Genomic DNA, 24596 nt, shown 5'->3' with positions numbered 1-24596 from the left:
AGCGCCCGCGGCTTCTACGCCCAGGCGCGGGACAAGTTCGGGCCGGAGGCCTGGGCCTTGCTCAAGCAGTACGCGGGCGACCTCGCTTGAGCAAGGGAGACCATCATGAACACCCTGGTGCAATCCCTGGCGCCGGCCAATGGGGCGTCGCCCAATGGCTGGGCGAAAGGGGCCTTGTGGGCTGAGCGCCTGTTGGCGGGGGCGATCGAGGCCGTCGCCGCGCTGCTCATCGTTGCGGAGATCGGTGTGCTGTTCGCCGGCGTGTTGTCGCGCTACTTCCTGAGCGCGCCGCTGGTGTGGACGGACGAACTGGCTTCCATCCTGTTCCTGTGGCTGGCCAGCATGGGGGCGGTAGTCGCCTTCCGGCGCGGCGAACACATGCGGATGACGGCCCTGGTCAGCAAGATGTCGCCGCACCGGCGGGCCTTCCTGGATACCGTCGCCATCGCGGCGGCCGTGGCCTTCCTGCTGCTGATCCTCGGGCCGGCCTACGAGTACGCGGCGGACGAGGTCTTCGTGACGACGCCGGCGCTGGAGTTGTCCAATGCCTGGCGCGCCGCAGCCTTGCCGGTCGGGCTGGTGCTGATGGCGCTGATGGCCTTCATCCGCCTGCTGCGCACGTCCCATTGGGGGCTGGTGCTGGCGGCGGCGGCGACGACGCTTGCCGCGTGCGGCGCGTTCTGGCTGGCCGGACCGCTGTTGAAGGAATTGGGCAACTTCAACCTGATCGTCTTCTTCGTCGGCGTGACGGCGACGACGGTGCTGATCGGCGTGCCGATCGCCGTGTCCTTTGGCCTGGCCACCTTCGGCTTCCTCGCGTTGACCACCTCCATGCCGGTGAGCGTGCTGGTGGGGCGCATGGATGAAGGCATGTCGCACCTGATCCTGCTGTCGGTCCCGCTGTTCGTGTTCCTAGGCCTGCTGATCGAGATGACCGGCATGGCGCGGGCGATGGTGGCTTTCCTGGCCAGCCTGCTCGGGCATGTGAAGGGCGGCTTGCACTACGTGTTGCTCGGCGCCATGTACCTGGTGTCCGGCATCTCCGGCTCGAAGGTGGCCGACATGGCGGCGGTCGCCCCGGTGCTGTTTCCGGAGATGCGTCAGCGTGGCGCCAAGCCCGGCGACCTGGTCGCGCTGCTGGCTGCCACCGGGGCGCAGACGGAGACCATTCCGCCCAGCCTGGTGCTGATCACCATCGGCTCGGTCACGGGGGTGTCGATCGCCGCCTTGTTCACCGGCGGCATGCTGCCCGGCGTGGTGCTCGGACTGACCCTGTGTGCGGTGGTCTGGTGGCGCTATCGCAACGAGTCGCTCGAGGGGGTGCGCAAGGCCAGCCGTGCGGACATCGGGCGGGCCTTCGTGGTCGCCCTGCCGGCCCTGGCGTTGCCCTTCGTGATCCGCGCCGCGGTGGTGCAGGGCGTGGCCACCGCCACCGAGGTGTCCACCCTCGGCATCGCCTATGCGCTGCTGGTCGGCCTGCTGATCTACCGCGGCACGCAGTGGTCGCGGCTATATCCGATGCTCGTCGAGACGGCGGCCTTGTCGGGCGCGATTCTGCTCATCATCGGCACGGCCACCGGCATGGCCTGGTCCCTGACCCAGTCCGGGTTTTCCGCCAGCCTGGCGGACTTCATGGTGTCGTTGCCCGGTGGCCGCGCCATGTTCCTCGCCGTCTCCATCGTGGCCTTCGTGATCCTCGGCTCGGTGCTCGAAGGTATTCCGGCCATCGTGCTGTTCGGCCCGCTGCTGTTCCCCATTGCGCGGGCGGTCGGGGTGCATGAAGTGCATTACGCGATGGTCGTCGTGCTGTCCATGGGGGTCGGACTGTTCGCGCCGCCCTTCGGGGTCGGCTACTACGCGGCTTGTGCAATCGGGCGGGTCCGCCCGGAGGAGGGGGTGAGGCCGATCCTCCCGTACGTGTTCGCCTTGCTCGTTGGCCTGGTCGTCGTTGCTGCCGTGCCGTGGCTGTCGACCGGGCTGCTGTGAAATGAACGGGCTCGCGGGCCCGAGTTGTCAGAACAATCGAAAAGGGTAAAACCATGGATTTTTCACTGTCTCCCAAACTGAAGGAGCTGCAGGAGCACGTGCGGCGCTTCATCGCCGATGAAGTCATTCCGCTGGAGCGCGATCCGCGCCAGACGCCGCATGGCCCCACCGAGGAACTGCGTACCGAGCTGGTCGAGCGGGCGCGTCGGGCAGGGCTGCTGACCCCGCATGCCGGGCGTGAATTCGGCGGTATGGGCCTGACCCACGTGGAGAAGGCCATCGTCTTCGAAGAGGCGGGTTATTCGACACTGGGGCCGACTGCGCTGAACATCCACGCGCCGGACGAAGGCAACATCCACCTGCTGGAAGCCGTCGCGTCGCCGGCCCAGAAGCTGCGCTGGCTGAAGCCGATGGTCGAAGGGCGGACACGCTCCTGCTTCGCGATGACCGAGCCGCCCCCGGGCGCCGGTGCCGATCCGTCCATGCTGGCCACGACGGCGGTGAAGGACGGCGACGACTACCTCATCAACGGCACCAAGTGGTTCATCACCGGCGCCGAGGGCGCATCGTTCGCCATCATCATGGCGCGGATGGAAGACGGCACCGCCACGATGTTCCTGGCTGACATGGACCAGCCCGGCATCGAGCTGGTCCGCACGATGGATGCTCTCGACTCCTGCTTCACCGGTGGGCACGGCGTGCTGCGCTTCAACAACCTGCGCGTGCCGGCGTCGGACGTTCTGGGCGAGATCGGCAAGGGCTTCCGCTACGCCCAGGTCCGCCTGGCGCCGGCCCGTCTCACCCACTGCATGCGCTGGCTCGGCCAGGCGCGCCGGGCCCATGACGCGGCGCTGCAGCATGCCCGTACGCGGCAAGCCTTCGGGCGTACCCTCGGCGATCACGAGGGCGTCGGCTTCATGCTCGCCGACAACGAGATGGACCTGCAGACGGCCCGCCTGCACATCTGGCACACCGCATGGCTGCTCGATCAGGGCGAGCGCTGCAACTTCGAATCGAGCCGGGCCAAGGTGGTCTGCTCCGAGGCGGAATGGCGCGTCGTCGACCGCAGCGTGCAGATCCTGGGCGGCCAGGGCGTGACCCACGAAACCATCGTTGCGCGCATCTTCGCCGACATGCGGGCCTTCCGCATCTACGATGGTCCGAGCGAGGTGCACCGATTCAGCCTGGGCAAGAAAATCCTCGCCGGCCGCAGCAACGCGTCGGTTCGCCAGGGCGGGGAGGCATGATGGACAAGGGCTTTCTGCAACAGATGTTCAGCCTGGAAGGCCGGGTCGCGCTGGTGACTGGCGCGTCGAGCGGCCTCGGGCGGCATTTCGCCAAGGTGCTGGCCCGTGCTGGCGCTGAGGTGATCGTCACCGCCCGGCGTGCCGACAAGCTCGTCGACACCGTCAATGAGATCGCCGCCCTCGGCGGGCGTGCTCATGCGGTGGAGATCGACGTGACCGACGGCGCCTCCATCGTGGCCGCCTTCGACCGTGCCGCCAGCGTGGCCGACGTGCCGGACATCATCGTCAATAACGCCGGCCAGACGGTCACCAAGCCGCTGCTCCAGCAGACCGAGGAAGACTGGAACCAGGTCATCGATCCCAACCTGAAGGGTTGCTGGCTGGTCGCCACGGAAGGCGCGCGGCGCATGGTGGCAGCCGGCAAACCGGGCAGCATCGTGAACATCGCCTCGATCCTTGGCGAGCGGGTTGGTGGCGGCGTGGCGCCCTATGCGATCTCCAAGGCCGGCGTGCTCCAGGCGACCAAGGCGATGGCCCTGGAGCTGGCCCGCCACGGCATTCGCGTCAACGCGGTGCTGCCCGGCTACGTCATCACCGACCTGAACCGGGACTTCCTGCTCAGCGAAGCCGGCGAGAAGCTGCGCATGCGCATCCCGAGCCGGCGTTTTTCCGAGCTCGACGATCTGAACGGCACCCTGCTGTTGCTCGCGTCGGACGCCGGCAAGGCGATGTCGGGGGCCTGCGTGGCGGTGGACGGCGCGCATCTGGTCAGCGGCCTGTGAGGTAAGAAGAGCATGGATGATATTTCCAAGAAGGCGCTGGCCGGTTTCGTCGCCCAGGCTGCTGGCGCATCGGCAGCGGACATCGCCAGCGCCAGGCTGCTGTCCGGTGGGGCGGTGCAGGAGAACTGGCTGCTCGAGATCGAGCTGAGTGGCGGCGCCCTGTCCGGGCGCCTGGACTGCGTGCTGCGCTGCGACTCGCCGACCGCCGGGGTGGCGATCAGCCACGGGCGTGCGCAGGAGTTCGCGCTGTTGCGTACGGTCTTCGAGGCTGGCGTGACGGTTCCCGAGCCCCTGTGGCTGTGTGACGACCCGGCGGTGATCGGCCGCCCGTTCTTCCTGATGCGGCGCATCGGCGGCACGGCGGCGGGGCATGTCCTCGTCAAGGACGCCCGCTTCGGCGGCGACCGCGTGCAACTGGCCGAACGCCTCGGCCGGGAACTGGCGCGCATCCACTCGGTGCAGCCGCCGCAGGCGGCGCTGGATTTCCTCCCTTGGTACGAGGACGCGCCGGCGCTGCACAGCATCCGTCTTCACCGCAGCTACCTGGACGCCCACCACACCGCCTATCCGGCCCTCGAATGGGGCCTGCGCTGGCTTGAGCGCCATGCCCCGCCGCGGGACCGGATGGCCTTGTGCCACCGGGATTTCCGCACTGGCAACTACATGGTCGATGAGCAGGGCCTGACGGGCATCCTCGACTGGGAGTTCGCCGGTTGGAGCGATCCCCTCGAGGATATCGGCTGGTTCTGCGCCAAGTGCTGGCGCTTTGGCAAGCTGGACGCGGAAGCCGGCGGTGTCGGCGCGCGGGAGGACTTCTACCGGGGCTACGAGCAGGAGTCCGGGTGCGCCCTCGACCGCGACGCGGTGCGCTACTGGGAGGTGATGGCCCACATGAATTGGGCGATGATCGCCATCCAGCAGGCCGAGCGCCATTGCTCGGGGCGCGAGAACTCCCTGCTGCTGGCCCTGACCGGGCACATCGTGCCCGAGCTGGAGTGGGAAATCCTCAACATGACGGAGAACGACTGATGCGCGAACAACCTAAAGGAGACGCGCTGCTGGCTTGCGCCCGCCAGGTCCTGCGCGAGGAGATCCTGCCGACGCTGGCGGCGGATCGGAAGCATGCGCTGCTGATGGTGATGAATGCGCTGTCCATCGCCGAACGGCAATTGCAGTACGGCGACGGCCCGGAGGCCGAGGAACTGGCTGCCCTGCGCAACCTGCTCGACGATTCCCGCGTGGATGCCGCCGAAGGCGCCCGCCGCCTGAGCCGCCTGCTGCGTGAAGGCAAGGGCGACCCCGGCCAGCCCGCGCGCGAGGTGCTGTTCGGCCACCTGCGCCAGGTGGGCCTGCAGCGCCTGCGGGAGAGCAATCCCAAGGCCTTGCCGAAGTAAGCCACTCGGGTTACACGGGCTGCCGGTGTTGCACCGGTAGCCCGTCGGACGGAAATAAAGAAGCCCCCGGAGCCCAGTTGGCATCGGGGGCTAATGTTTTGCAGTTCGAGCGTGCCGATCTGGCCAAACTCGCAGTCACCGCCACGTTAGTGGCGGCTTTTGGGGCAATTTCAGACGCGGCTGGTGGCCGCCATTTCGTCGCTCTGCGAGGCGCCGGCGCCATTCACTTCGCGCAGGCGCTTGATCATGAAGTCGGCGGCTTCGGAGATATGCCGGCGGCCAAGGGCCTCGGCGGTCTCGCCGTCGCCGGTGCTGATGGCCTGCAGCATGGTGTCGTGCTGGTCCCAGATGTTGCGCGGCTGCTCGTCGCGCATCAGCACTTCGCCCATCACGCGCTGGGTGCTCGTCCAGTGGGTTTCCATCGTCGGGGCAATCAGCGGGTTTTCCGACAGTTCGTAGATGAAGGCATGGAAGGCCATGTCGGCGGCGACCATCGCCGGCACGTCGTTGTTGGCGACGGCCTTGCGGCCGGCGCGGATCAGCGCCGGGCCCTTGCTCTTGGCAGTCTTGGCGTTCAGTTCGGCGGCCCGCCGGCAGGCCAGGCCCTCGATGACAGCGCGCATGTCGTACATGTTGCGCACGTAGGTGAGGTCCAGCGGCGCGACGAGAAGACCGCGCCCAGGCGCATCCTGGAGGATGCCCTGGTTGCGCAGCAGCAGCAGCGCCTGCTGGATGGGCTGACGGGAAACGCCGAGTTCCTTGGCGATCTGCTCCTGGATGATGCGGGTGCCCGGCCGCAGCCGGCCACCCGAGATCTCCTCGAGGATGGCTTTGGTAACTTGTTCGACCAGTTTTGGTTGTGCTTCGATGGTTCTCATGGCGTTTCCGTCGTTTGGCGGCCTAATGCAGTTAGACCGCATTTTCCCCCAAGTTGCTTTCATTTCTCCAGCGGCGTTCAGCTTCGTCCCAGGATGCCAGTGCTTGCAGGTCGGGCACCCAGGCCAGCCCGGACTTGGCGTCGGACGACGCGGCGTCGGGGGTGACCAGCACATCCAGCAGCGCCGGGCGGTTGGCCAGGGCGCGTTCGATGGCCGCCGGGAGGTCTTCGGGCTTGCTCACCCGCTCGGCGTGCATGCCGAAGGAGCGGGCCATGCCGGCGTAATCCGAGAATTGAAGATGGGTGCCGCAGACCTTGCCGTGGGTCTCCCGCTGGTCGCGCACTTCGATGGCCCACGAGCCGTTGTTGGCGACGACGACCAGCAGCGGCGCCTTGTGGCGGACTGCGGTGTCGATCTCCATGGCGTTGAAGCCGAAGGCGCCGTCGCCGGTGGCGACGACCACGGTGCGGTCGGGGCAGGCCAGGCTGGCGGCAACGCCGAAGGGCGTGCCGACGCCGATGCAGCCAAGGGAGCCGGGATCGAGGTAGGTGGAAGCCGGCAGGCCGACCCGCGCGAAGCTGAGGAAGTCGCCGCCATCAGCCACGACCACGGCGTCGTGCGGCAGGGCGTCGCGCAGGGCGGCCAGCACGCGGTTGGGGTGCATCAGGCCGTCCGGGCCTGCCGGCGCTTCGCGCATGCTGACGGCCAGCTTCGCCGAGCGTTCCTCGTGCTTGGCACGCAGGGTGCGGCTCCAGTCCGTGTCAGTGGCCGGCTGGCGGTCGCCGGCTGCCTTGAGGATGGCGTCCAGCGTCAGGCGCGGGCTGGCCAGCAGCTCGATGGCGCCGCGTCGGTTGTCGCGCAGTTCAGCCGCGCAGTCGGCGATCCGCAGGAATTGCGCCTGGCCGAAGACGGCGGGTGAGCCGTAGGCGAGCTGGAAGTCGAGTCGGCGGCCAACCGTCACCACCAGGTCGGCCTGGCCCATCACCGCGCCGCGCATCGCGGCGACGACCGAGGGATGCTCGTCGGGGACGAGGCCGCGGCTCTCGCCGGTGTCGAGATAGGGCGCCTGCAGTCGTTCCAGCAGTGCACACAGCTCGGGCCCGGCGCCTTGCGCACCGCGTCCGGAGATGAACAGCGGGCGCTTGGCCGACCACAGCAGATCCACTGCGGCGCGCACCGATGCTGGGTCCGGCAGCGCTTCCGGCAGCGTTTTCGGCGCGAAGTGCTCGGGCATCTGGACGGTGAGGGGCACCTCGGCACGCAGGGTATCCACCGGGAAATCCAGGTACACCGGGCCCGGCGTATCGCCGCCGTGGCCCTGGGCGCGGGCGACGGCCTCATCGAGTTCCTGCAGGACCAGTGCCGGCTGCCGCACGGTGCGCGCGTAGCGGACGATGGAGCGGACCAGGTCGGTGTGCACCATGTCCTGCAGCGCGCCGCGGTTTTCCTGGGCCTGCGGCGGCGTGCCCGACAGCACCAGCACCGGCGTCCGCGCCACATGGGCGTTGGCGATGCCGGTCATGGCATTGGTGACGCCGGGGCCGGCGGTGACCAGGGCGACGCCGATCTTGCCGGTGAGCTGGGCCTCGGCATGGGCCATGTAGACCGCGGCGCGTTCGTCCCGCACATCGACGATGCGGATGCCTTCGGCGTCCAGGCGCATCCACAGCGGCATGATGTGCCCGCCGCACAGGGCATAAACGCGCTCCACGCCGCGTTGTTTCAGAAAGCGGGCGATGACCGCCGCTGCAGAGTGTTCCGAAATCGGTTGAATGGCCACGATGTCTCCTGTTCTTCGATGAGGCCTGGACTCGAAATCCGCGCGGCAGAGGGCCCGCCGTCCGTCCCGGACCATGGCTCAAGGGTGTTGTGCGAATCGAGTTGCTACACTGGCGATCCTATCGTATTCTGAATTCAGAAGTCCATAATTTCTTCGACGGCCGACAGGTAGCAGGCACGTAAAACCAATCTGAGGAGACCCTAGACATGAGCCACCTACTCACCATTTCCGATGCAATCGCCACCCACGCCCGGCTCACGCCGAACAAGCTCGGCACCCGTGATTCCAGCCGGGAGCTGACCTACGCCCAGTGGGATGAGCGCGCCAGCCGGCTGGCGGCTGGCCTGGTGGATCTCGGTTTGAAGAAGGGTGACCGCGTCGCCGTCCTCGCCTACAACTGCATCGAATGGATGGAGATCTACGTCGGGTTGGCGCGGGCCGGCCTGGTCGCTGTGCCGCTGAATTTCCGCCTGACGGCGCCGGAGATCGCTTATATCCTCGAGGATGCTGAAGCCGCTGCGCTGATCTGCGGCGCCGAGTTCGTCGACACCGTCAATGGAATCCGCGCCGGGCTGCCGCTGCTGCAGGGGCGCTGTGTTGTCATCGGCGACGGTATTGAGGCGTGGACTGGCTATGAAAGCCTTGTTGCCCGCGGCCGTCCGGACCTTGAATTCGAGGCGGTCCGGCCGGAGGACATGTGCGCGCTGATGTACACGTCCGGGACCACCGGACGCCCCAAGGGGGCGATCCGCAACCACGCCGGCAGCACCCTGATTGCGCTGGCGACGGCGCTGGAGATGGGCTTTACGCGGGATGACAACGCGCTGCTGGTGATGCCCCTGTGCCACGCCAACTCCCTGTATTTCGGCACGACCTTCATGCATATGGGGGCCACCGTGGTCGTCGATGACCGCCGCAGCTTCAGTCCGGAAGCCCTGCTGGCCACCCTGGTCAAGGACCGGATCACCTTCACATCCCTGGTGCCGACCCACTACATCATGGTTCTGGCGCTGCCGGAGGAGGTGAAGGCCCGCTACGACATGGGCAGCGTCGGCAAGTTGATGATCTCCTCCGCGCCGGCGCGCAAGGACACCAAGCTGGCCATCATGGAGTACTTCCGCAATGGCAAGCTCTACGAGCTGTACGGCTCCACCGAGGCCGGCTGGGTGACCCTCCTGCGTCCGGACGAGCAACTGGTCAAGCTGGGGTCGGTGGGGCGCGAGTGGGCCGGCAGCGGCGCCATCCGCCTGCTCGATGTGGACGGCTGCGAAGTGCCGGACGGCGAGGTGGGCGAACTGTTCTCCCGCACGACCTACGTCTTCGACGGCTACTGGAAGAACGACGCCAAGACCCGCGAGGCCTTCCGCGGCGAGTGGTGTTCGGTGGGCGACATGGCCCGCCGCGATGCGGATGGCTACATCTGGCTGGTGGACCGCAAGAGCAACATGATCATCAGCGGCGGCGAGAACATCTATCCCTCCGAGGTCGAGGGCGTCATCGGCAGCCATCCGAAGGTGAAGGACGTGGCGGTGATCGGCATTCCTCACGAGAAATGGGGCGAAACCGTCCAGGCGGTGATTGTGCCCCACGACGGCCAGCAGATCGCCGTCGAGGAGATCGAGGAGTGGTGCCGCCAGCGCCTGGCCGGCTTCAAGTGTCCGCGCTCGGTGCTGTTCATTGCCGACCGCGACATGCCGCGCACGGCCACTGGCAAGATCCTGCATCGCCACCTGCGCCAGCGCATGCTGGAGTCGGAGTCCGCGATCGCCGCCTGAGCAGCTTTGACACGCAAAAACGCCCTGGCATGCCGCGGATCGTGATCCGGCGGCGCCCGGGCCCGCTGCGGCAAGTCCGAGGACTTGCCGCATGTCTTTTGGGGGTGCTGGGATGCAGCAAGTACTGAACCTGACCTTTCCTTTCTTTGCGCTGGTCCTGTGTGGCTATGCGGCGGCGCGCTGGCGTCTGCTGCCGCTCGACGCCATTCCGGGACTGAACGTGTTCGTGCTGTTCTTCGCACTGCCGTGCATGCTGTTCCGCTTTGCCGCCAACACGCCCATCGAGCATCTGCTCGATACCAGCGCTTTCCTGACTTATCTGGTGTGTGCGCTGGCGATGGTGGCGATCACCATCGTGGCGACCCGCTGGCGCAAGATCGGCTGGAACGACGCATCCTTCGGCGCACTGGTGGTCGCCTTTCCCAATACCGGCTTCATGGGCATGCCGCTGCTGGCGTCACTGCTCGGCGGGCGCGGCCTGGCGCCGGCCGTGGTGTCGCTGGCGGTGGACATGGTCGTCACCACATCGTTGTGTATCGGGCTTTCGCGCCTGAACGCGGCGGGTGACAGCAAGGACCCGGCAGTTGCCCGCAAGGTGCTGAAGGGGGTGCTGGTCAATCCGCTGCCGTGGGCGATCCTGCTCGGCGGGCTGTCGTCGTATGCGGAGCTGTCCCTGTACGGGCCGTTGGCGCGGATGGTGGAGATGATGGCCAATGCGGGCTCGCCGGCAGCGCTGTTCACGATCGGGGCGGTGCTGGCCCGATCGCAACTGCACGCGGCGGCGGCGGGCGGAAAGTCGGCGGGGAGTCGGGATGTGCCACGGATGGTGCTCTTCAAGCTGGTCCTGCATCCTTGCCTGGTTCTGCTGGTCGGCAAGCTGGCGATGTTCGTCGGCTTGCCGCTGAGCGCGTCGGCGCTGACCGTCCTGGCCCTGGTGGCGGCGCTGCCCAGCGCCAGCAGCATCCCGATGCTGTCCGAGCGCTATGGTGCGGATACCGGCCGGGTCGCCCAGGTGGTGTTGGTCACAACGGCCTGCGCGTTCATCAGCTTCTCCGCGTCCGTCGCATTCCTGCTGGGCGAAATGTCGAAGGTGTAAACGGCCGATGCCGTTCCGGACCCCAGGGTGCCCGGAACGGCATCGGCTTTCAGTCCGGATGGGTCAGCGCTGGCCCAGCCGGATGCTGCCGAACAGCAGCTTCTGGTCGGAGGGCTGGGAGCGCCAGTACTGGGGCGGTGCGCTCACCTGGGCACCCAGCTTGGCAGCAGCGTGCCACGGCCAGCGCGGGTTGTAGAGCATGCCGCGACCGATGGCGACCAGGTCGGCCTGGTCCTCGGCGATCACGGCTTCCGCTTGCTCCGCTTCGGTGAGGAGACCCACGGCGATGACCGGCAGCTTGGTTTGACGCTTGATCTCGGTGGCGAAGGAGAGCTGGTAGCCGGGGCCGATGCTGATCTTCTGCTGGCTCGACAGGCCGCCGCTGGAGACGTGCAGGAAGCTGCAGCCATGGGCTTCCAGGGTCTGACAGAAGCTCACGCTCTGCGGCAGGTCCCAGCCGCCCTCTACCCAGTCGGTGGCGGACAGGCGCACGCCGACTGGAATGTGGGCCGGCACAACGGCACGCACCGCGTCGAACACCTGCAGCGGGAAGCGCATGCGGTTTTCCAGGTCGCCGCCGTAGGCGTCGCTGCGCTGGTTGGACAGGGGAGACAGGAACTCGTGCAGCAGGTAGCCGTGGGCGCCGTGCAGCTCGATCAGGTCGTAGCCGGCGCGCACGGCGCGCTGCGCCGCATCGACGAAGCCAGCGAGGATGCGGGCGATGCCAGCTTCGTCCAGCGCTTCCGGCGCGGCTTCGCCAGGACCATGGGGAATGGCCGACGGGGCAACCGGAACCCAACCTTGCTCAGGCGGCAGTAGAGCACCACCTTCCCAGGGCACGGCGCTGGAGGCCTTGCGTCCGGCGTGGGCGAGCTGAACGCCGATGGGTATCTGCGAGTACTTGCGCGCGCTGCGCAGCACCTGGCTGATGGCAGCCTCGGTTTCGTCGGACCACAGGCCCAGGTCGTTGGCAGTGATGCGTCCTTCAGGGGTGACCGCGGTGGCTTCGACGATCAGCAGGCCGGCCCCCGACAAGGCCAGCTGGCCCAGGTGGATGGTGTGCCAGTCGGATGCGCAGCCGTCCTCGGCGGAGTACTGGCACATGGGGGGAATCACGATGCGGTTGGGCAGGTCCAGCTGCCCGATGCGGAAAGGCGAGAAAAGCTGACTCATTGGGTCTCCATGAAAAGGGGCGTCTGGTGTGATCAGGCGACCAGGTGGATGCGTTCTGTCTGGCATTGATGATCTTCGCCAAATGCGGCCTGGAAGGAAGGACGTTCCTGCCAGCGCCGCCTGAATGTGCCCAGGTATTCGAAGCGCGCATCCAGCGAGGTCTGGTCGGTGGCCAGCCTGGATACCGCGATGGCCGAGTAAAGGGCGATGTCCGCGAAGGTCGGTTTCGCGCCGCCGAGCAGCCAGGCCCGGCCGTCGGCGAACTGCCGGTCCATCACCGCCGCGTGGTACAGCGCCTCCCGCCAGTAATACGCGCTCCACTGGGCGTCCGGCGGGGGCGTGAACTGCAGTTCGGGGTCGCCATGGACGATGTTGATCGCCATCATCAGGCGGTCGAGCATGTGCAGGAAGATGCGCCGTTCCCACATGGCGTCCTGGCCCTGTTCCAGATCGCTCTTGCCGAGCACCTTGCGCCCCGGAAAGCGCTGGTCGAGATAACGGGCGATGGCGCCCGCATTGGTCAGGTAGCTCCCGTCTTCCAGCGCAAGGCTGGGTGCTTCGCCCCACGGCGTGGCCGCAGCGTAGGGGCAGCGGTGCAGCTCGCCGCCCTGAGGCGCGTCGTAGATCACCTCATCGACGTGCGCGGCGATCCCTTTCTCATGAATGAAGAGGCGCAGCTGCAGGTGCTCGGGGTTGGGGAATTCGGATTCGGAAGCGTACAGGCACAACATGTCAGTCATGGCGAACTCCTTCGGCGGATCACGCGAACAGCCACGGTTCCTGACGACGGCGCTGAGCCTCGTAGGTGCGGATGGCGTCGGACTGGGCCAGGGTCAGGCCGATGTCGTTGAGACCATTCACCAGACAGTGCTTGCGGAAGGCGTCCACCGCGAAGGGAATCACGCTACCGTCCGGCAGCTGCACGGTCTGTGCCGGCAGGTCGATGGTGAGACTGTAGCCTGGTGTGGCGTCGACCTCGGCGAACAGCCGGTCGATCAGCGCGGCGTCGAGCACCACCGGTAGTATGCCGTTCTTGAAGCAGTTGCCGAAGAAGATGTCGGCGAAACTGGGTGCCAGCACCGCGCGGAAGCCGTGGTTCTCCAGGGCCCATACGGCATGCTCGCGGCTTGAGCCGCAGCCGAAGTTCTCGCGGGCGAGGAGGATCTGGGCGCCGGCATAGCGAGCCTGGTTGAGCACGAAGTCCGGGTTGGGGCGGCGCGAAGCCGGGTCCTGGCCGGGCTTGCCGTGGTCCAGGTAACGCCATTCGTCGAACAGGTTGGGGCCGAAGCCGCTGCGGCTGATCGACTTGATGAACTGCTTGGGGATCAGCGCGTCGGTGTCCACGTTGGCCCGGTCGAGTGGGGCGACCAGGCTGCTGAGGGTGGTGAAGGCTTGCATCAGTGGGCTCCCAGGCTGTCGGGTGCGACGAAATGGCCGGCGATCGCGGCGGCGGCGGCCATCACCGGGCTGACGAGGTGACTGCGCCCGCCTGCGCCCTGGCGGCCCTCGAAGTTGCGGTTGGAGGTGGAGGCACAGCGTTCGCCCGGTGCCAGGCGATCATCGTTCATGCCGAGGCACATCGAGCAGCCGGGTTCGCGCCATTCGAAACCGGCGTCGCGGAAGATGCGGTCCAGTCCTTCCGCTTCGCCCTGGGCCTTGACCAGGCCGGAGCCGGGCACGGCCAGCGCGAGCTTGATGCCGGGAGCGATGCGCTTGCCCTTCAGCACCGCAGCGGCGGCACGCAGGTCTTCGATGCGGGCGTTGGTACACGAGCCGATGAAGATCTTGTCGAGTGGCAGGCCGGTGATCGCGGTGCCGGCCTCGAGGCCCATGTAGGCGAGGGCGCGTGCCATGCCGGCGGCCTTCACCGGATCGCGCTCGTCGGCGGGGTTGGGCACCTGGCCGTCTACCGGGATGACCATCTCCGGGGACGTACCCCACGTCACCATCGGGCGCAGCCCGGCGGCGTCGATCGCCATCACGGCATCGAAGCGGGCGTCCGTGTCGCTGACCAGGGTGCGCCAGTAGTCGGTGGCGACGTCCCACTGCTCGCCGCGCGGGGCGAAGGGGCGACCGCGCAGGTAGTCGATGGTGGTGTCGTCGACTCCGATCAGGCCGACCCGGGCGCCGGCCTCGATGGCCATGTTGCAGAGGGTCATGCGGCCTTCCATGCTTAGGCCACGGATCGCGCTGCCGCCGAATTCGATGGCGTAGCCGGTGCCGCCGGCAGTCCCGATGCGGCCGATGATGTCGAGGATCAGGTCCTTGGCGGTGACGCCAGCCGGCAAGGCGCCGTCCACCTTCACCAGCATGGTCTTCATCTTGCGCACCGCCAGGCACTGGGTGGCCAGCACATGCTCCACTTCCGAGGTCCCGACACCGAAGGCCAGCGCGCCGAAAGCGCCGTGGGTGCTGGTGTGGGAGTCGCCGGCCACCACCGTCATGCCGGGCAGGGTGGCGCCCTGTTCGGGGCCGATCACGTGGATGATGCCCTGGCGGCGGTCGCCGAGGCCGAACTCGGTGATGCCGAATTCGGCGCAGTTGCGGTCGAGCTGCTCCACCTGGATGCGCGAGAACGGATCGGCGATGCCCTGGTCGCGGGCGGTGGTGGGCACGTTGTGGTCGGCGGTGGCGATCACCGTTTCGGGCCGCCAGGGTTTGCGCCCGCTCAGGCGCAGACCCTCGAAGGCCTGCGGGCTGGTCACTTCATAGACGAGGTGGCGATCGATGTAGAGCAGGGTCGGGCCGTCCTCGCTGGCGGGCGGTTCGGACACCACGTGACGCTGCCAGAGTTTTTCGAAGAGGGTACGGGCGATCATCTCAGTGGCTCCCTTCGGTGGCGAGGGCTGGGGGCACGCCGGGCGTGCACGGGTTGGTACCGGCCAGGCGCTGCTGGGTGTCGCCACCGGGCAGCGGGTAGCGGCGGGTGGATGGGCCGGCCTTCATCACCTGCCCGGGGACGGCATGGCCGACCAGCTTGGGCAGCGTGAGGGCGGAGTCCACCAGCGCGGACAGGTCGACGCCGGTGTCGTAGCCCATCGCGTCGAGCATGTGCACCAGGTCTTCGGTGCAGACGTTGCCGCTGGCGCCGGGGGCGAAGGGGCAGCCGCCGAGGCCGCCGAGCGACGCGTCGAAGCGGACCACGCCGGCATCCAGCGCGGCCAGCGCATTGGCGAGGCCCATGCCGCGGGTGTCGTGGAAGTGGGCGGTCAGCGTGATGTCCGGTAGCTCGCGCAGGACCAGGCCGCACAGGCGCTCCACCTGGGCCGGGTTGGCCACGCCGGTGGTGTCGCACAGGGTGACGCGCAGGATGCCCAGATTGGCGATGCGCTCCACCAGCGTCAGCACACGGGCGTCGCTGACCGAGCCTTCGAAGGGGCAGCCGAAGGCCGTGGACAGGGATACATTGACGGCGGCGCTGCCGTGGGCGAGGGCGGCGATCGGGGCGAACTGGGCGAGGGAGTCCTCGCAGCCCATGCGCAGGTTGGCGCGGTTGTGGCTTTCGCTGGCGGACATCACCACGTTGAGCTCATCGACGGCGCAGCCTAGGGCGCGTTCGGCGCCACGCAGGTTGGGCACCAGCGCGGCATATTCCATGCCGGGCTGGCGGGTGATGCCGCGCATCACCGTTTCGGCGTCGGCGAGGGCGGGGATGGCCTTCGGCGAAGTGAAGGAGGTGACCTCGATCTTGGCCAGCCCGCTGGCGGACAGGCGGTCGATCAGGGCGATCTTGTCGGCGGTCGGAATGAAGCGCGGCTCGATCTGGAAGCCGTCGCGGACTGCGACGTCGTGGATGTAAATGCGTTGGCCGTGGGCTTGTTTCATGGGCGTGTTCCTCGCGTAGCGGCTCAGACGATGCCTTGCTCGTGCAGGCTGGTGCGGGCATCCGCGTCGTAGCCGAGGCTGGCCAGCACTTCGTCGGTGTGCTCGCCGAGGCGCGGCCCCAGCCAGCGGGTCCGGCCCGGGGTGGCGGACAGCTTGGGAATGATGCCGGGGAAGTCCACCTGGTCGCCGTTGGGCAGCCCGTGGGCCTCGATCATCCCGCGGGCCTGGTAGTGGGGATCGGCGTGGATGTCGGCGGCGGTGTAGATGCGGCCGCTGGGCACTGCGGCCTCTTCCAGCACGGCGAGCACGTAGTCCAGGTCGTGCTGGGTGGTCCATCCGGCGATGGCGCCGTCGAGCAGGTCGGTGAATTGCACCCGACCGTCGTTGCGGGCCAGGCGCGGGTCGTCCGCCAGATCATTGCGGCCGATGGCGTTCATCAGGCGCTTGTAGATGCTGTCGGAGTTGCCGGCGATGATCACGTAGCGGCCGTCCTTGCACGGGTAGGTGTTGGACGGGGCGATGCCCGGCAGCGAGGCGCCGGAGCGTTCGCGGATGTGCTCGAAGGCCGAGTATTCGGGGATCAGGCTTTCCATCACGCCGAACACCGCTTCGTACAGGGCCACGTCGATGAACTGGCCGGTGCCGCCATTCACCTTGTGGTGATGCATGGCCAGCAGCGCGCCGATCACGCCGTACAGGGAGGCCAGCGTGTCGCCGATGCTGACGCCGACCCGCACCGGCGGACGGTCCGGGTAGCCGGCCAGGTAGCGCAGGCCACCCATGGATTCGGCGATCGCGGCGAAGCCGGGGCGGTCCTTGTAGGGACCGCTCTGGCCGAAGCCGGAGACGCGGACCATGATCAGCCCGGGGTTGAGGGCACTCAGATCGTTCCAGCCGAGGCCCCAGCGCTCCAGCGTGCCAGGGCGGAAGTTCTCGATGACGATGTCGGCGTCCTTGACCAGCTCGCGCACGATCTCCTGGCCGCGGGCCTCCTTCATATTGACGGTGATCGACTTCTTGTTGCGGCTCTGGGAATACCACCACAGGGAGGTGCCCTCGTGGAGCTTGCGCCAGTTGCGCAGGGGGTCGCCGTCGCCCGGCGACTCGATCTTGATGACCTCTGCGCCGAACTGGGCAAGCAGGCTGGCCGCGTAGGGGCCGGCGATCAGCGTACCGAGTTCGATCACCTTCACCCCGGCAAGGGGCAAGGGCTGGTCGGCGCCGTTTTCCTTGGTGTTCATGATGCTTCCTTGGGGAATCGCCGGGCGAGTGTGGTCCTCGGGCCGCCCGGCCGATACAGTGGATTGGGGTGAGGGGAGGGCTTACTCGGGTAGCTCTTTGCCGCGTGTTTCAGGCATGAACCAGGGTATGACCAGACCGAGCAGGTAGATCAGCCCGATGCTCATCGCCGCCTGCGGAATGCTGCCGAAGGTCTTGACGATGGAGCCGGCGAGGATCGGGAACAGCCAGGCGATCAGGCGTGCCGCGTTGAAGATGAAGGAGGCCGCCGTGGCGCGTACGCTGGAGGTGAACAGCTCGGCCGGGTAGATGGCCATCCAGGAGTAGGCGCAGCCCAGGGTGAAGAAGCCGTTGATGAAGGCGGCCACCATCAGGCCCTCGATGGAGTGGGTCCAGAGGTAGGTGATGGCGGTGGTGAGCAGCGCACCGGCATAGGTGAAGGTCAGGAACAGGCGCCGACCGAGGCCGTCGGCGAGGAAGCCGGACAGCAGGTAGGCCACCACGGCGCCACCGGTGTAAAGCAGTGCGGCGCGCAGGCCCCACACGCCCGGCGTCGCTTCGCCGACCGCCTTGGCCATGGACACCGCATACTCCGGCAGCAGCGCGGAGATGGCCCACCAGCCGACGGTGGTGGTCAGGGACAGCAGGAAGGCGAGCAGCGTACGCTTGCGGCTTTCCGGTTCGCGGAAGATTTCGGTCAGAGTGAAGGGGCGCTTGGCAACCGGCGCGCCGGTGCCGGTGGCAGCTTCGGTGGCGGCCCAGCGCTGGGCGCGGATGGCTTCGACCCACTTCTCGGACTCATCCACCGCGCGGCGGATGTACAGGCAGAAGAAGGCGGGCAGGGCGCCGACGATGAAGACCAGACGCCAGGTGTCCTCGCCCATCGGCATGGTTTGCGAAAGCACCAGCCAGACCAGCGCGGCGAGCAGGGTGCCGAAGCCGAAGCCCGATTGCAGGAAGCCGGCGCCCTTCGGACGGGCACGGTTCGGCCAGGTTTCGGCCAGCAGGGCGACGCCGGTGCTCCATTCGCTGCCCATCGCAAAGCCAGTGATGAAGCGCAGGAAGCAGAAGGTCCAGAAATCGTTGGCGAAGGCGGTGAGGCCGGTGAACAACGCGTAGAAGAACACCGAGTACAGCATCATCCGCTTGCGGCCGATGTAGTCGGCCATGATGCCGCCAGCCAGACCGCCGATGCCCCAGCCGAGCAGGGTGATGCCGATGGCGATACCGGCGAAGACTGCCTTGTCGGCCATCTGGGTCGGCAGCAGCATGGCCTTCAGGATGAAGGGCATCACGATGAAGAGGGCGTAGGCCTCGTAGCCGTCGAATACCCAGCCCAGCCAGCTGGCAGTGAGCACACGCCAGTGCTTGGAATTGAGGCCGGCGTGCCAGGGAAGGTCGCGCGCGCCTTCCGATACTGCGATGGAACTCATCTTGTCTCCTTCATTATGATTGTCCGGGGGCGGTTGCCGTCCCCTGCCCCCGCCGACGCTATGAATGCGTTTACGGACGGGGTTCGAGTGAAGTCTAGTTGGCGGCTGGAGCGGTGGATTCGGATGTCGTTGACTCATCCTTAACCAATGGTTAAGGATAGGTCCATGCCATCGCCGATCAATCTGAACCGCCTCGACCTGATCTCCCTGCGCCTATTTGTGGCGACCGTGGAGGGCGGTAGCCTGACCGTCGGTGCCGAGCGTTGCAGCATGAGTTTGCCGGCGGCCAGCAAGCGCATCTCCGAGCTGGAAGCCCACATCGGCTCCATACTTCTTGAGCGCTGCAAGCGTGGGGTTGCGCCGACCCCGGCCGGGCAGACGCTGATGCGCCACGCGATCGAGATCGTGGCCGGGCTGGAGAACCTGTCGGTGGTGATGGCCGATTTTCACCGCGGCGCCGGCGGCCATCTGCGTCTGTGGGCCAACACCTCGGCCTTCACGGGTTTCCTGCCAGCCTTGCTGGCCCGGTACTCGTCGACCTATCCGTCGGTGATGCTGGATCTGGAAGATGCGCTGTCGGAAGAAGTAGTGCGCGCAGTCGCGCGTGGCAATGCCGAACTGGGCATCGTTGCCGACAATATCCCGGTCGACGGGCTGAAAAGCCTGCAGTGCGACTCCGACGAGCTGGTGCTGGTGATGCCCCCCGGCCATCCGCTGACCGGCAAGGCGGTGGTCAGCATCGACGAGATGCTGGATTACGACATCGTCGGCCTCAACCGCGCCACCTCGCTGATGCGCCACGTTTCTGCGGCGGCGGACATGGTCGGCAAAGCCCTCAAGATCCGCGTGCAGGTGCGTGGCTTCGACGAAGTGTGCCGCATGATCGCCGCCGGCCTCGGCATCGGCGTCCTGCCCCGCGCCAGCATCGCCCCGCAGATCAAGGCGCTGGACCTGCGCATTGCGCGGCTGTCTGGCATGCGTACGAATCGTGGCCTGTTGCTGATCATGCGTGGGGAGGTCTCCCTGTCGCTGCCGGCGCAGGGTTTTGTTGACTTGGTGATAAGCCGGATGGCATGACTTGTTGGCGTGTGTCCGATGTGCCGGCGTTGGAAAGCAAAAAGGCCAATCCGTAAGGATTGGCCTTTTTGCTTGAATTCTGTGGAGCGGGCGATGGGAATCGAAAACGTCGAGCGGTCGCTATCGGGTGGCCCTGTCATCGCTCCAAGATCCTGAAAGTAAAACAACTTTCTTCGCCGGTTAAGGCGCATCTCGGCTTTCAGCAGTCCCCACATCTGGATCTGATTGGACCGACTTTGACGTAGCGCTGACCAGAACGTGACCAGACGGTCCAGCTTGGTATGCTCGTCAGGCGACTTCCGCCATCAGGCTGATGCGCTGTGCGGTTGCCCGGACCTCCTTCATCCGGCCGTGGCCCGGCAGCACCTTCTCCGAGACCGTGACCAGCCCCGCCCGCGCCAGCTCATCCACATCCCGCTTGACCGCGCTGCGATCCCGGTGGAGGCGTTCGGAGATCTGGGTGATTGAGCCGGGCATCTCCTTGATGGCACGAAAGAGGGCGAGCCTCGCGGCGGTGATCAGCTTCACCACATCCGCCGGGTCCTCGAAACTGATCGTGCTCTCGCTGGGTAGCGCCTCACCGCGATCCGCTGCGCGCGCCAGTTGTCGGCCACGCTGGAAAAAATCGTCCTCGGTCGCCGTTTTGATCGTCAGCTTGCTCATTTGCAATCCCTCAAGGTGATCCAGTCCTGCTCGAAGCGTTCTTCGATGTCTTCGAAGCTCACGAACTCCACAGGTTCCACCACTCCGAAGTAATGGCGGTGGTGGCCGTCATGGGCGTTGTCGTAACCCACGACCCGGCCGTTATCTCCGGCATACAGGTTGTGGTTGATGTAAGCGAGGTTGTAGCGGGTGACCTTGCCCGTTACCGAATCGACCCAGATCTCCCGGCGCAGCTTCCCGTTGCCCCGTTTATCGGAAATCTTGTGGGACTCGTCGATGATCTTCGTATCAGCCATGACCTAATATAGCATGGCTGCCTTTGCTGGGACGGTCCCATTCAGACGGTGTCCCCCTCGAAGTAGTCCGAGTCGACCCGCTTGATCTCAAAGCGGCTAACGGGTGAAACTCCGACATTGTGATCGACCATCAAGGCGGCCAACTGCTCATGAATCGCCCCGGGTTTCCTAGACGGTCCCGTTCCTCAAAAGATATCGCTGTTCAAACTCGACCGGCGAGAGCTGGTCGTTGTGACTGTGCCTGCGTTTCGGGTTGTAGAACAGCTCGATGTAATTGAACACATCCGCACGCGCCTCGTCCCGGGTCAGGTAGATCCGGCGCTTGATTCGTTCGCGCTTGAGCAACTGAAAGAAGCTTTCCACCACGGCGTTGTCGTGGCAGGTCCCACGCCGGCTCATGCTGGGCTTGAGTCGATGGGCTTTCAGGAAGTCCTGCCAATCGTGGCTGCTGAACTGGCTACCCTGGTCGGAATGTACCAGCACCTCCTGCACGGGCTTTCGGCGCCAGACAGCCATCAGTAAGGCGCCGATGGCCAACTCCCGGGTCATCCGCTCGCCCATCGACCAACCGACGATCTGCCGCGAGAACAGATCCAGTACCACCGACAGGTACAGCCACCCTTCGTGGGTGCGGATGTAGGTGATGTCGGTCACCCAAACGGTGTTGGGTTCGGCGACGTCGAACGCCCGCTTCAGGTGGTTCGGTGCCACCACGGCCGGCTTCCCGCTGCGAAACCCCGGCCGACGCGCGTAGCCTGTCTGGGACTTCCAGCCGGCCTGGCGCATCAGCCGGGCGATGCGGTGCTTGCCGCAGCACTCGCCCAGGTCGCGCAGATCGTTGCAGACTTTGCGGTAGCCATAGACCCGCCCGCTCTCGAGCCAGGATTGATGTGCGAGGGCGCTCACGCGTCGGTCGTCCTGGCTGCGCGGTGAATGAGGCTGCCGGCGCCATGCGTAGTAACCGCTGTGATGGACCGCCAGCACTGCACAAAGGCGCCGCACCGGGTGATGATCCTCATGGGCCTGAATAAACGCGTACTTCACCCGGACTGCCTGGCAAAGTACGCGGCGGCCTTTTTTAAGATATCTCGCGCCTCAGTCACCCGGCGCAGTTCCGCCTTGAGGCGCTTGATCTCTTCGCTCTGGCTGTCCTGCTGGGCGCGCTCTGGCGGCGGAACGCTGTAGCGCTTGATCCAGGCATACAGGCTGTGGCTGCTGACGCCCAGTCGAGCCGCCACTTCAGCGACCGGATGACCCCGCTCTGTCACCTGACGGACCGCCTCGGTCTTGAACTCTTCAGTGAAGCGTTGCTGCGACCTCTTCGTTTCCATAAACACCTCCGATTTGCCTCAGTTGTGAGGCTACAGGGTGTCTAGGAAACCCGGGGCGATTCAGTCGTCGCGGCCCGCATGCAGGCGCCTGCCCCCGCGGTCCCACCCGTGGCGGATGTACCGGCGTCGTCGCCCCAGGTCACGACGTTGAAGAAGCGCTTCGGCAAGTTCAAAGCTGCGCTGGCAGCGCCGGTGGCTGCCTCGGCACCCTGACGCGAGAAGGAGCCTTTCCCCTCAAAGGGGAAAGGCTCCTTCTAAGCGAATGTTCCTCAGCTGATACGGTGGGGTGGCGCATTCCCACTAGCGGGTAGAAGTGCCTCTTCCTCGCCCTCCGGCTTCTACCACCTCGATTTGTGTGGTGATCTCTGTCTCGGCGAATTTGAAATTTTATGTGCAAACATGCAGCACTTTTGTGTTGACGATGTCGTGGTGGTGGTGATAGGATTTTATTGTGGTTTTGTGATTCATATTTGCATTGAGAGTTTCATGTCTGCTGATACTAAAGAAACGAAGCAACGCCCGACCCTCGAACAGGTCCAGGAGGAACTGCGGGGCACCTTCGTCGCGATCGGCGTCCTGCTGAATGAGTGCTTCTATCGGGAAAGTGGAGACCGTTTGATCGGGGTTCCTCTGACGTATCGCGGTGATTCGGCCACCTCGGCTGTTGATTTGAACAAGACGGAAGTCGGTCGTTACCTCCCGATTTACTACCGATATGCGTATGAAGGGAAAGTAACTCCGGGATATGAATGGGATCTTGACTACGGCGGTGAGAACATCGAGCGGCTTGCCGACTTCACCTCGATATTTGTCAGCGATTCGGCCTACTTCGACCTGTGCCTAGACGTGGCAGGCCTGGACGTAGACAAGGACGTGGGTCATCTGCGTGACATGCTTGAGCTGCTCCGCGCTCGTTGGACCTTGGACAGTGGTTCTAACCTCTCTATCTGGGAGATTGCTCTGCTCGCTGATATGTCTGAGCGCAGTGTTCGGAACGCAATGACGGCCGAGGGGCCGAACCGTCTCGTAGCCAGCAAGGACGGTACTGTCGATAACCTTGAGGCCCACCGCTGGCTGGAAAAACGGCGCGGATTCGTGAGAACCGAACGCCGTCAGTTTCCTGAGAGCTTGAAAGATTGCCCAGATCAACTCGATGCGCTGGAGATTCCGGCCTTCGTGCGCGACCGATTGCTCAAGCGTTTTCCTGAACAGCCCCCGATCGCTGCTGTTGCCCTCGAGGCTGCGGCAAGCCCCAGCCACGACGGGGCTTACGACGATAGCTATCCCGAGATCATTGAGCTCGCCGCGAAGGTTGCGGGCCTTCCTGCAAAGACTATCCAGGACGCCCTGCAGCAGCCCCTTCGAATCCGGCCCGAGGATTGCGTCGGGCTCGCCAAGCTGCTTGTGGTCGATCCGGTCTGGTTCACGCTGCAGGTGATGCAGGCACTGTTTCCAACGTCCATGGACATGGTGTTGAACCCGTCTCACTACCGCAGCGATGTGCCTGAAGTGCAGGTCAAGGGCAAGTCGGTGGATGTCGTTCTTACCGAGGCAATGATCAAGCACGGCTACCTCGATGTGCCTGCCCATGCAAAGGTGCTGTTCCCCGACGACTGTTTCGGAACCCGGGCAACGGACGACAAGGGAAAGTCGATCGAGTTGCGCTACGGCGATCACGCCGAGGCAACCGACATCCGCGTGAAGAGCGAGCAGACCATCAGTCCCCGGAAACGCTTCACCGCCTGGTTTCAGAAAGAGATCACCGCCTCGGCGGGAGACCGTATCCGCGTTACCCGCATTGCCGAGCGCGTGTTTGAGCTGACCCACTTGCCTAAGTGAGAGAGGAGCAAATCATGGAAACGACGTCCCAGGTAGCCCGTTTCATCGCCAGCCGCATCGAAGCCATCGGACTGCGGCAGAAAGACATCGCCGAGCGGGCCGGTTTCGAGCGGCCGAATATGATCACGATGATCAAGCAGGGTAGAACCCGCTTACCGCTCGACAAGGTTGGGGCGCTGGCGAAAGCACTCGAAACCGATCCGGTTCAGCTCTACGCGATGTGCATGTATGAGTATCGGCCGGCGACGTGGAGAGCTATCGCCCCTTTTATGGCGGCGGCCTTCACGCAGGAGGAGCGGCAGTTGATTGCGAGTCTGCGAGCTTTTGCTGGTGGTCCGTTCATTTCCGAACTGAGCGACGAATCCCGACTGTGCTTCGAGGAATTCATGCGCTCGCTGCGTTCCCATTCCCGTGTCCAATGAAGAGGTGTTCGTCATGAGAATGACTCGTCACGCCAAGGAACGTGCCCAGCAACGCGGTATTCCGCCGATGCTCGTGGATCTGCTCGAAATGTTCGGTTGCCGCGAACCGGCGGGTGGTGGGGCCACGAAGGCCTTCTTCGACAAGGCATCGCGTCGCCGCGTAAAGGCCTACGCCGGTCCCCTTGCATCGCTGATAGAGGAACACCTGAACGTCTATGCGGTTTTCAGCGCAGACAACCACCTGATCACCACGGCCTACCGGCTCGAACGCATGCGCCGCCATTGATCCAGTGTCTCAACAATACCGACCGACCCCTTGCTCATAATCGAAAACGAGGTTCGAACGCTCATCATGGACAG

At 65.7% G+C, this 24596-nt stretch carries 23 protein-coding genes; 11 read left to right on the top strand and 12 right to left on the bottom strand.

The genetic code is table 11. From position 1 onward, the window contains the following. Positions 1-105 precede the first annotated feature (105 nt). From AC3QL2_RS08910 to AC3QL2_RS08890, 5 genes are read left to right on the top strand one after another with little or no spacing between them, the layout of a single operon-like run. The gene (locus AC3QL2_RS08910; protein WP_493233177.1) at positions 106-1986 is read left to right on the top strand and encodes a TRAP transporter large permease; all 1881 of its coding nucleotides are present in this window, start codon (positions 106-108) and stop codon (positions 1984-1986) included. A 53-nt stretch (positions 1987-2039) separates the two neighbouring features. Then, a complete protein-coding gene (locus AC3QL2_RS08905; RefSeq protein ID WP_493233176.1) occupies positions 2040-3233 on the top strand; it encodes an acyl-CoA dehydrogenase family protein in 1194 nt (397 codons plus the stop codon). After that, positions 3233-4015 carry an SDR family NAD(P)-dependent oxidoreductase gene (locus tag AC3QL2_RS08900; protein ID WP_493233175.1) on the top strand — a complete coding sequence of 261 codons (783 nt, stop codon included), beginning with the start codon at positions 3233-3235 and terminating at the stop codon, positions 4013-4015. The genes AC3QL2_RS08905 and AC3QL2_RS08900 overlap by 1 nt, the downstream gene beginning before the upstream one ends. Before the next feature lie 12 nt (positions 4016-4027). Beyond that, a complete protein-coding gene (locus tag AC3QL2_RS08895) occupies positions 4028-5044 on the top strand; it encodes a phosphotransferase family protein (protein WP_493233174.1) in 1017 nt (338 codons plus the stop codon). Further along, entirely contained in the window at positions 5044-5409 is a 366-nt protein-coding gene (locus AC3QL2_RS08890; RefSeq protein ID WP_493233173.1) for a DUF6285 domain-containing protein, read from the top strand. Before AC3QL2_RS08895 ends, AC3QL2_RS08890 begins: the two co-directional genes overlap by 1 nt. Before the next feature lie 170 nt (positions 5410-5579). Here AC3QL2_RS08890 and AC3QL2_RS08885 read toward each other — a convergent pair whose 3' ends face one another. Together AC3QL2_RS08885 and AC3QL2_RS08880 are read right to left on the bottom strand one after the other, a co-directional pair. Continuing rightward, positions 5580-6287 (bottom strand): GntR family transcriptional regulator, encoded by a 708-nt coding sequence (locus AC3QL2_RS08885; protein ID WP_493233172.1) that lies wholly within the window; start codon positions 6285-6287, stop codon positions 5580-5582. Between the two features lie 31 nt (positions 6288-6318). Beyond that, positions 6319-8067 (bottom strand): 2-hydroxyacyl-CoA lyase, encoded by a 1749-nt coding sequence (locus tag AC3QL2_RS08880; protein WP_493233171.1) that lies wholly within the window; start codon positions 8065-8067, stop codon positions 6319-6321. Positions 8068-8273: 206 nt separating this feature from the next. Here AC3QL2_RS08880 and AC3QL2_RS08875 point away from each other — a divergent pair, with 206 nt between their 5' ends. Next, positions 8274-9842: a class I adenylate-forming enzyme family protein gene (locus AC3QL2_RS08875; protein ID WP_493233170.1), complete on the top strand. Its 1569-nt coding sequence runs from the start codon at positions 8274-8276 to the stop codon at positions 9840-9842. A 112-nt stretch (positions 9843-9954) separates the two neighbouring features. Beyond that, entirely contained in the window at positions 9955-10938 is a 984-nt protein-coding gene (locus AC3QL2_RS08870) for an AEC family transporter (RefSeq protein ID WP_493233169.1), read from the top strand. Positions 10939-11001: 63 nt separating this feature from the next. Here AC3QL2_RS08870 and AC3QL2_RS08865 read toward each other — a convergent pair whose 3' ends face one another. The 7 genes from AC3QL2_RS08865 to AC3QL2_RS08835 all read right to left on the bottom strand — a co-directional run bounded on the left by AC3QL2_RS08865 (position 11002) and on the right by AC3QL2_RS08835 (position 18608). After that, the gene (locus tag AC3QL2_RS08865) at positions 11002-12111 is read right to left on the bottom strand and encodes an NADH:flavin oxidoreductase/NADH oxidase (protein ID WP_493233168.1); all 1110 of its coding nucleotides are present in this window, start codon (positions 12109-12111) and stop codon (positions 11002-11004) included. Between the two features lie 32 nt (positions 12112-12143). After that, positions 12144-12851, bottom strand: coding sequence for a glutathione S-transferase family protein (locus AC3QL2_RS08860; RefSeq protein ID WP_493233167.1), 708 nt, complete (start codon positions 12849-12851; stop codon positions 12144-12146). A 19-nt stretch (positions 12852-12870) separates the two neighbouring features. Then, on the bottom strand, positions 12871-13509 hold the full coding sequence (leuD, locus tag AC3QL2_RS08855; RefSeq protein ID WP_493233166.1) for a 3-isopropylmalate dehydratase small subunit: 639 nt from the start codon (positions 13507-13509) through the stop codon (positions 12871-12873). Further along, on the bottom strand, positions 13509-14930 hold the full coding sequence (gene leuC, locus AC3QL2_RS08850) for a 3-isopropylmalate dehydratase large subunit (protein WP_493233165.1): 1422 nt from the start codon (positions 14928-14930) through the stop codon (positions 13509-13511). Before leuC ends, leuD begins: the two co-directional genes overlap by 1 nt. A 1-nt stretch (position 14931) precedes the next feature. Continuing rightward, positions 14932-15936, bottom strand: coding sequence for a hydroxymethylglutaryl-CoA lyase (locus AC3QL2_RS08845; RefSeq protein ID WP_493233164.1), 1005 nt, complete (start codon positions 15934-15936; stop codon positions 14932-14934). A gap of 23 nt (positions 15937-15959) precedes the next feature. Continuing rightward, a complete protein-coding gene (locus AC3QL2_RS08840; protein WP_493233163.1) occupies positions 15960-17177 on the bottom strand; it encodes a CaiB/BaiF CoA transferase family protein in 1218 nt (405 codons plus the stop codon). A gap of 81 nt (positions 17178-17258) precedes the next feature. Then, entirely contained in the window at positions 17259-18608 is a 1350-nt protein-coding gene (locus AC3QL2_RS08835) for an MFS transporter (RefSeq protein ID WP_493233162.1), read from the bottom strand. 165 nt (positions 18609-18773) lie between these two features. Here AC3QL2_RS08835 and AC3QL2_RS08830 point away from each other — a divergent pair, with 165 nt between their 5' ends. Then, positions 18774-19685, top strand: coding sequence for a LysR family transcriptional regulator (locus AC3QL2_RS08830; RefSeq protein WP_493233161.1), 912 nt, complete (start codon positions 18774-18776; stop codon positions 19683-19685). Between the two features lie 288 nt (positions 19686-19973). Here the strand turns inward: AC3QL2_RS08830 and AC3QL2_RS08825 are convergent, their stop codons facing one another. The 3 genes from AC3QL2_RS08825 to AC3QL2_RS08815 form a co-directional block, all read right to left on the bottom strand. Next, complete coding sequence (locus AC3QL2_RS08825; protein WP_334169986.1) at positions 19974-20348, bottom strand: HVO_A0114 family putative DNA-binding protein; 375 nt, start codon at positions 20346-20348, stop codon at positions 19974-19976. After that, a complete protein-coding gene (locus tag AC3QL2_RS08820; protein WP_493233160.1) occupies positions 20345-20644 on the bottom strand; it encodes a hypothetical protein in 300 nt (99 codons plus the stop codon). Before AC3QL2_RS08820 ends, AC3QL2_RS08825 begins: the two co-directional genes overlap by 4 nt. Positions 20645-20812: 168 nt before the next feature. Continuing rightward, a protein-coding gene (locus AC3QL2_RS08815; RefSeq protein ID WP_493233159.1) for an IS3 family transposase occupies positions 20813-21975 on the bottom strand; the annotation gives its coding sequence in 2 pieces (ribosomal slippage) (positions 20813-21720 and positions 21720-21975; 1164 coding nt in all). Between the two features lie 486 nt (positions 21976-22461). Here AC3QL2_RS08815 and AC3QL2_RS08810 point away from each other — a divergent pair. Genes AC3QL2_RS08810 through AC3QL2_RS08800 form a run of 3 tightly spaced genes read left to right on the top strand, consistent with a single transcriptional unit; the run spans position 22462 to position 24522 of the window. Beyond that, positions 22462-23814, top strand: coding sequence for a hypothetical protein (locus AC3QL2_RS08810; protein ID WP_493233158.1), 1353 nt, complete (start codon positions 22462-22464; stop codon positions 23812-23814). A gap of 14 nt (positions 23815-23828) precedes the next feature. After that, complete coding sequence (locus AC3QL2_RS08805) at positions 23829-24236, top strand: helix-turn-helix domain-containing protein (protein ID WP_493233157.1); 408 nt, start codon at positions 23829-23831, stop codon at positions 24234-24236. A gap of 13 nt (positions 24237-24249) precedes the next feature. Continuing rightward, the gene (locus tag AC3QL2_RS08800) at positions 24250-24522 is read left to right on the top strand and encodes a hypothetical protein (protein WP_493233156.1); all 273 of its coding nucleotides are present in this window, start codon (positions 24250-24252) and stop codon (positions 24520-24522) included. The last annotated feature ends 74 nt before the right edge of the window (positions 24523-24596 follow it).

The organism is Zoogloea sp. GW822-FHT05C07 (genome assembly GCF_058800215.1).
The sequence above is the reverse complement of the archived record's forward strand: the minus strand, read 5'-3'. Positions and strand labels throughout refer to the sequence as shown.